The organism is Streptomyces millisiae, assembly GCF_031845425.1.
In the GTDB taxonomy this organism is placed as follows: Bacteria; Actinomycetota; Actinomycetes; order Streptomycetales; family Streptomycetaceae; genus Streptomyces; species Streptomyces millisiae.
This window is the reverse complement of the sequence record NZ_JAVREM010000401.1, coordinates 1-400: the sequence shown is the minus strand read 5'-3', so window position 1 is coordinate 400 and position 400 is coordinate 1. Positions and strand designations below refer to the sequence as shown.

Here is a 400-nt window from a genome sequence, read left to right as displayed (position 1 = left end):
TGGAGTGGCGGATCTAGGCGGTCATCGACAGCGGAAAGGTGTTTATGGACAGACGTTTTCGAATCGGACTGGGATACGGACTGTCACTCGACGTCATGTCGTCGTCACCTCCTCGCTGTCGGGCGCACGGAACGCCGCTGATCTTGACGCAATCGTCAGACATAAACGCTGAAGAGGAAGTTGGGCACATGGCCGAACGCGCCGATTCTGGCGCGAGCACTTCCTCATCAGAGCTTTGGCACTACACGACGTGTCCCACCAGAGGTGGGAAGCCACTTCGGGTCATCCCTTAAGCCGGGAAGACCTGTCCTAATCCTGGGCGTCTCTCGACGTCGTCGGATCAGTGGCCTGTGTTCGTGTAGGAGCCTCACCTAACGAAGCGCGGTTTTCATTGGAAACC

At 57.5% G+C, this 400-nt stretch carries 1 riboswitch.

The annotated features are described in order from the left end of the window. Nucleotides 1–213 precede the first annotated feature (213 nt). A riboswitch (M-box (ykoK) riboswitch) is annotated at nt 214–386 on the bottom strand. Between the last annotated feature and the right edge of the window lie 14 nt (nt 387–400).